At 50.4% G+C, this 7,204-nt stretch carries 6 protein-coding genes; all 6 read left to right on the top strand.

Going from position 1 to position 7,204, the window contains the following annotated elements; translation table 11 throughout:
• Nucleotides 1-1,547 (top strand): translation elongation factor 4 (gene lepA, locus QVO39_RS04885; RefSeq protein ID WP_288171779.1); only part of this gene is annotated, 1,547 nt, incomplete at its 5' end.
• An 11-nt stretch (nucleotides 1,548-1,558) separates the two neighbouring features.
• Nucleotides 1,559-3,109, top strand: a complete 1,551-nt coding sequence (gene dnaB / locus QVO39_RS04880) for a replicative DNA helicase (protein WP_018028605.1) — start codon at nucleotides 1,559-1,561, stop codon at nucleotides 3,107-3,109.
• 76 nt (nucleotides 3,110-3,185) lie between these two features.
• The gene (locus QVO39_RS04875) at nucleotides 3,186-4,232 is read left to right on the top strand and encodes a dihydroorotate dehydrogenase-like protein (RefSeq protein ID WP_021903247.1); all 1,047 of its coding nucleotides are present in this window, start codon (nucleotides 3,186-3,188) and stop codon (nucleotides 4,230-4,232) included.
• A gap of 15 nt (nucleotides 4,233-4,247) precedes the next feature.
• Nucleotides 4,248-5,384, top strand: coding sequence for a DNA polymerase III subunit (locus QVO39_RS04870; protein ID WP_021903246.1), 1,137 nt, complete (start codon nucleotides 4,248-4,250; stop codon nucleotides 5,382-5,384).
• Nucleotides 5,385-5,400: 16 nt separating this feature from the next.
• Entirely contained in the window at nucleotides 5,401-6,639 is a 1,239-nt protein-coding gene (locus tag QVO39_RS04865) for a porin (protein ID WP_021903245.1), read from the top strand.
• A partial coding sequence (locus tag QVO39_RS04860) for an ATP-binding cassette domain-containing protein (protein WP_288171778.1) occupies nucleotides 6,639-7,204 on the top strand: 566 nt, incomplete at its 3' end. The genes QVO39_RS04865 and QVO39_RS04860, both read left to right, overlap by 1 nt.

The following is a 7,204-nucleotide window of genomic DNA, read 5'->3' as shown; positions in this document are numbered from 1 at the left end:
TGGACTTCTCGTATGAGGTGAGCCGTTCGATTGCTGCCTGCGAGGGGGCTCTGCTGATCGTGGATGCTTCGCAAGGGGTACAGGCGCAGACGATCTCCAACCTCTATATGGCTATGGAGCACGACCTGACGATTATCCCGGTGCTGAATAAGATAGACCTCCCGAGTGCTATGCCTGAGGAGATGACGGAGGAGCTGGTCAATCTACTGGGGTGTGACGAGGAGGAGATTATCCGTGCGAGTGGCAAGACGGGTGAAGGGGTGGAGGAGATTTTGGCAGCGATTATCGAACGTATTGACCCACCTAAGGGTGATCCAAAGGCGCCTCTGCAATGCTTGATCTTTGACTCTGTCTTTAACCCTTACCGTGGCATCATTGCCTATTACAAGGTGGTGAATGGCTCGATCAAGACGGGCGACCATGTGAAGTTTGTAGCTACCGGCAAGGAGTACGATGCCGATGAGGTGGGGATCCTCCGACTGGATATGGTGCCTAGAAAGGAGATCAAGACGGGCGATGTAGGCTATATCATCTCGGGGATTAAGACCTCTCGCGAGGTGAAGGTGGGAGATACCATTACCCATGTGGAGGGAGGAGCTAAGGAGGGGATTGCGGGCTTTGAGGAGGTGAAACCGATGGTCTTTGCAGGAGTTTATCCGATTGAGACAGATGAATTTGAAAACCTCCGCACATCGCTGGAGAAGTTGCAGCTGAATGATGCTTCGCTCACCTTTCAGCCAGAGAGCTCTGCCGCCCTTGGCTTTGGCTTTCGCTGTGGTTTCCTAGGGCTGTTGCACATGGAGATTGTGCAGGAGCGACTGGAGAGGGAGTATGATATGAGTGTGATCACGACGGTGCCCAATGTCTCTTATCACGTACATACCAAGAAGGGGCAGAATATTGAGGTGCACAACCCTTCGGGTCTGCCAGATATTGCTGAGATTGACTATATTGAGGAGCCTGTGATACGTGCTTCGGTGATCACCACGACCGACTATATTGGTCCGATAATGACCCTTTGCCTAGGCAAGCGTGGCACGCTGGTGCGACAGGATTATCTCTTTGGCAATCGGGTGGAGCTGATCTACGACCTCCCTTTGGGCGAAATTGTGATCGACTTCTATGACCGTCTGAAGAGTGTCTCACGTGGGTATGCCTCCTTTGACTACCACGTGAATGGATTTCAGCAATCTAAATTGGTGAAGGTGGATATCCTACTCAATGGGGAGTCGGTGGATGCCCTCTCGATACTCACGCACGTGGATAATGCCCAAGGAATGGGTAGGCGGATGTGTGAAAAGCTGAAGGAGCTGATACCACGGCAGCAGTTTGACATCGCTGTGCAAGCAGCTATCGGGGCAAAGATCATTGCCCGTGAGACGATAAAGGCGGTGCGTAAGGATGTGACAGCGAAGTGCTACGGTGGTGATATTTCGCGTAAGCGAAAGCTACTGGAGAAGCAGAAGGAGGGTAAGAAGCGAATGAAGCAGGTAGGTAATGTGGAGGTGCCACAAAAGGCCTTCTTGGCAGTATTGAAACTAGACTAAAGGAGGTGCCTATGAGTGTGGAGCAATATACAACTGCCGCATATGACTACGGCGATCTGGAGGGGGGCAAGATCCTGAAGACGAAGGGGATTGCCAAGGAGCTGGGTAAGGGGGTACCCCCCAATAATATTGAGGTGGAGCAACTGGTACTAGGGGCACTTATCCTGGAGCGAGATGCCTTCCCACTGGTGGGGGAGATCTTGACGCCCGACTGCTTTTATGACACAAAGAACCGCTATGTGTTTGAGGCAATACGTCAGCTTGCCCTAGAAGAGAAGCCGATCGATGCACAGACCGTGGTGGAGCAGCTAAAGCTAATGGATAAGTTATCGGTGACGAATGGCTTGGTCTATGTAGCGGAGCTGGCTTCGCTAGTGAATAGCACGGCTCACCTAGAGTTTCACGCTCGCCTGCTATTTGATAAAAAGATACAGCGCGACCTCATCTCCTTTGGTAATGATGTGATCGGCAATGCCTTTGACGAGACGATTCCGATCACCGACACCATGCAAGATGCCGAGCAACAGCTCTTTGAAATCACCCAAGGGACTGATAGCAATGAGGTGGTGCCTATCGGAGATATTGTGCCAAAGATTATACAAAAGATGAATGACCTAGCCTCGGGAACTGCCGATGCACACGGGGTCCCCTCAGGCTTCCCAGAGATCGATGAGATTACCTTTGGCTGGCACCCTTCGGACTTGGTGATTATTGCGGCACGACCAGCGATGGGTAAGACCGCCTTTGTGCTCTCCATGGCACGCAATATCGCGGTGGAGCACAAAACTCCTGTGGCAATATTTAGCCTAGAGATGAGCGAGGATCAGTTGGCGAACCGACTGGTGGTGAATCATACGGAGATTCCCAATGATGATATCAAGAGGGGCAACCTTACTCCTCAGCAAATGGCCACTCTAGAGCAGAGAATTGGCACCCTCGAGCAGGCACCTCTGTACATTGATGATACGGCGGGGCTATCGGTATTTGACCTCCGAAGCAAAGCACGCCGATTGGTTCGTCAGAATGGCGTGAAGGTGGTGATTATTGACTACCTCCAGCTGATGACGGCTAGTGGCATCAAAAGCAATGCCAATCGTGAGCAGGAGGTGAGTACCGTATCGCGCTCGCTGAAGCAATTAGCTAAGGAGCTCAATATCACGGTGATTGCCCTCTCGCAGCTTAATCGTGGAGTGGAGAATAGGCCTAAGGAGGGAAAGCGCCCTCAGCTCTCCGACCTCCGTGAGTCGGGAGCGATAGAGCAGGATGCCGATATGGTCTGCTTTCTTCACCGCCCCGAGTACTACGGCATTATGGAGGATGAGGAAGGGCGGAGTATGAAGGGGATGGCGGAGTTTATCATCGCAAAGCACCGTAATGGTCGGGTGGATACCGTCTTACTGCGCTTTATTGATACTATCATCAAGTTTGCAAGTAGCCAAGGGATGCACTTTGCACAGAATGGCACTACTTTTGATAGCAAGATGAACCACCCCTCTACTTCAATGACCCAGGAACAAGACCCTCTAGCTAGTGATGCTCCAAATACAGGCTTCACCATCTAGTTTTTCTCGGGAATATCACTAAAAATAGTTACCTTTGTGAGAGAAAGAAAACCAAAGACCAAAACTAATAAATATTATGGCAGATCTATCCACACTATACGCACAGAAACTGAGGCTAAAGAGCCCTTTTATCGTAGCTAGCTCGGGACTTACTAAGGATATCCGACAGATACAACAGTTGGAAAAGGCTGGGGCAGGAGCCATTGTGCTCAAGTCAATCTTTGAGGAGCAGATAGAGCAGGAGATAACTAAGATGACCGATGAGAGTGTCGGTGGTTATCACGACTCTACGGCAATGGACTACCTTCAGCACTATGTGAAGGGGCACGCACTGAAGACGCATATCGACCTTATTAAGGAGGCAAAACGATGCATTACAGCGCCGATAATTGCTAGTGTCAATGCCTACAAGTCGGATAGCTGGGTGGAGTATGCACAGGAGCTGATCGAGGCTGGTGCCAATGCTCTGGAGTGCAATGTGATGAGGATTGAGAGCAAGGTGGCTCAGCCTTGGGGCGCTTCGGAGGAGGACCTGATTCAAATGGTACGCTCTCTGCGTAAGCAAATGGAGGATACCCCTATCATCATCAAGCTAAGTAAGTACTATACGAATATCATTCGCCTTTGTCGTGACCTTAAACTGGCAGGGGCCGATGGGGTGGTGCTCTTCAATCGCACCTTCATGCCCGATATTGATATTGAGAAGGAGAAGATCACGGTGGGTTCGGTGCTGAGCCATGAGGGCTCTTATTCCGATACGCTTCGCTATGCAGCATTGGTGCGTGGGGCAGTGCCTGAGCTTTCGATCGCTCTCTCCAATGGGCCACGCAATGGCGAGGATCTCGTGAAGGGACTCCTTGCAGGAGCTGACGGGGTGCAATTTGCTTCGGCACTTTATAAGGGTGGAGCAGAGGTGATCCGTGAGGCAAATCAATTCCTTTCCGACTGGATGGATCGTAAGCAGTACCACCATATCAATGAGTTTAAGGGCAAGCTAGCAGCCACTCGTGTGGACCACGCTACGATGTACCAGAGAAGCCAATTTATGCGCTACTACGCGAGCGAGGATGCCAACCCTACCCAAATAACCGACCTAGGGCGACCAAACTACTCACAACTATAAGATCGAGTACTCCCTATGCCAATCGTGCCAAAGCCCTCTGACTTACTCGGGCAGGAGCATCTTGTAGCACACTTTGCTAGCCAATTAGAGGCTGGTGAATTGCCACATGCGATACTTCTGACGGGGGAAGAGGGAGGAGAGGCCTTTCCGCTCTCCTTGGTATTGGCACAGCAAATACTTTGTGAGGAGCTCACCCCCGAAGGCCATCCTTGTGGCAAGTGTCACTCCTGCCGGCAGATGGCGGAGCTACAGCACCCTGACATCACACTGGTTTTCCCGGTGATTAAGGCTCAGGAAGGGAAGGAGTTTACCTCGGAGATGATGCTGGAGCCATTTAGGGAGTTGATCGGAAAGTACCGCAGGTTCACTACGCTTGAATGGCGAGAGCAACTAGATGCTGGCAATAAGCAGCCTCAGATAATGGTAGCCGAGGCTGAGCGGTTAATCCACAATACCTCGCTCCGCTCCTTTAAGAGTCAGTATCAAGTAATCCTTATTTGGCAACCCGAGACGATGCGTACCGAGACGGTCAATAAGCTACTGAAGCTCCTCGAAGAACCACCAAAGGGAGTGGTATTCATTATGGTTTCGCATAGTCCTCACCGACTTCTACCGACCATCATCAGCCGGTTGCAAAAGGTAGCAGTACACAAGATACCCGACCCTATCCTCATTGAGTACCTTGTGCAGAAAGAGTCTGCCACAGAGGAGGAAGCTACTGAGCTCGCTCATTTGGCACAAGGCAACCTCTACAAAGCCTTACAGCTAAAAGAGGGGAATGGGCTATTCAAAGGTCAGTTGGAGGCATTGCAGTTTCTACAACTACCACTTCAAAGGCACCCCAAACCACTTTTGGCTGCTGCCCAAGAGTATGCCAAGAAGGATCGCCCTGAAGTGATTGCACTACTTGATTCTCTGCCCAAGTTACTACGAGAGTTATTGGCACTTCAATATGGCTCGGACGATGTGGTCTTCCTTCCAAGTAAAATAGTGGATGAGGCAAAAGTGGTTTCGATGGCTCTACCATTGGAGAAATACACCAGAGTAATGGACGAACTGACTGACGCTAAGCTAGAGATACTACAAAATGGCAACGTGACGATGGCCCTCTTTGATCTCCTCCTCACGCTCACTCGGATATATCAAAAATAAGTATTTATAAAACGTTATGAAAAGGATTTCACTACTCATCATTGCACTCCTTGCCTTCAGCATGGGGGTTTCGGCTCAAAGTAAGACGAAAGTAGCCTATCACGGACGAGGGCTCACAATCAAGGGGACGAAAGGATTTAAGCTCAAGGTGTCCAACACCTACACTCTGGATGGAGTCGCCTTTGCACCAACATTTGATGCTTCCCAAGCAACTTTGGACAATCAACCATTTGAGATAAAGCCAAATATTGCCTTTACTAACCTCCAAACCAACCTGTCAGGCGACTTCTCTAAGCGGTGGGGCTTTGAGTTTCATATCAATTATGCTCAAAACAAGATCAACCTCCTCAATATGCTCCTCGACTATCGCTTTAATGACAACCTGAAGTTGCGCATGGGGCAGATGAAGGTGCCAGGGCCAATGAGCCAAAACTACGGAACGGGTACCGCTATGAATGTAGCTACTCCAATGGGGCTCTCAATGGCTTCGGCTCGCCGCTTGGGTTTGGGGCTATTTTACAATACAGGTCGCCTCTACTCCGCTATAGGAGCTTACTCCATCAACCTCAATGAGTATGCTGGTAGCTCTCTACCCAAACGACCTGAAGTAGGTGTGGCAGGGCGCTTTACCTACAATGTACTCAATAATCGCCATCAAAAGCTTCTACTTGGCACCAATATCTATTGGATGCGGATGCTGAATGGTGAATTCAATCAGTCGGGTGCCATAGGCATTGAGACGCTAGCCTCCACTGCTCGCTTCATCAGGTATTACCACTCCAATGCCACTAGCCAACTCAATTATGGGCTAGAGCTAGCTTATCAAAACCGCAATTTCCTATTGACCGCTGAAGGGCTCGGAACCAACTTCTTCAGAAGCTCCGACCTCTCTACGCCACAATATGCAGGGTGGAACGTACGTGCGAGCTATACCGTTCTCGGCAATCCTCGCAGATACAATGCCTCTATGGCCGACTTCTCTGGTTCGCCATACAATGGCAAGCAGGCACTTGAGATAGGGCTACGCAGCTCGGGAATTTACTACAATGATCATGAGGGGATTGAGGCTTTAGCAGGCTACAGTGTCGGTGCCTTTGCCAATTATTGGACCACCTCTCATCTCTGCTTTTCGCTACTCGCCAATTATATTGACCATCATAAGGACTTTAAGAGCAACTATACCATTAGCGACCCGAATAGCTTTAAGGGGCTAGACTTTATGGTGTTCCAAGGTCGCGTGACCATACTATTCTAATGGCCATACTACAAGTAGACAATCTCTCCAAAAGCTTCGGCGTACTGAAGCTATTTGAAGGGCTCAACTTCTCAATTGAAAAGGGACAGAAGGTGGGTCTTATCGCACCAAATGGTGCGGGTAAGACTACCCTTCTCCGCATATTGGTGGGACTAGAACCTTCCGACTCGGGCGAAGTGATCACTCAGAGAGACCTCAAGATTGCCTACCTTCCACAGCGAAGTGACTTCACCACCTACCCCGATATCCTCACCGCCAGCCTGAGTGGCATTGCTCCAGAGCTACGGGAGGTGATCGTGGAGTACGAAGCAGCGGTCGAAGGCGGTGATACCGACCAAATCAATCGGGCGATAGCACGGATGGATCAGCTAGATGGCTGGAGTATAGAGCAGGAGCTACAGGCCCTCCTCTCCCAGCTCAATCTAGGCAGTCCACACCGTAGTACCCAAGGGCTATCGGGAGGGGAAAGCAAGCGGATTGCTCTCGCCTCCGTCCTCCTAAGGCAACCCGATATTTTCATCCTTGATGAGCCAACCAACCACCTTGACCCTAGCACCGTGGAGTG

Origin of the sequence: Porphyromonas sp. CAG:1061, assembly GCF_000435035.1 — a bacterium.
Lineage (GTDB): Bacteria > Bacteroidota > Bacteroidia > Bacteroidales > Porphyromonadaceae > Porphyromonas_A > Porphyromonas_A somerae.
This window is presented reverse-complemented; position numbering and strand designations above follow the sequence as displayed.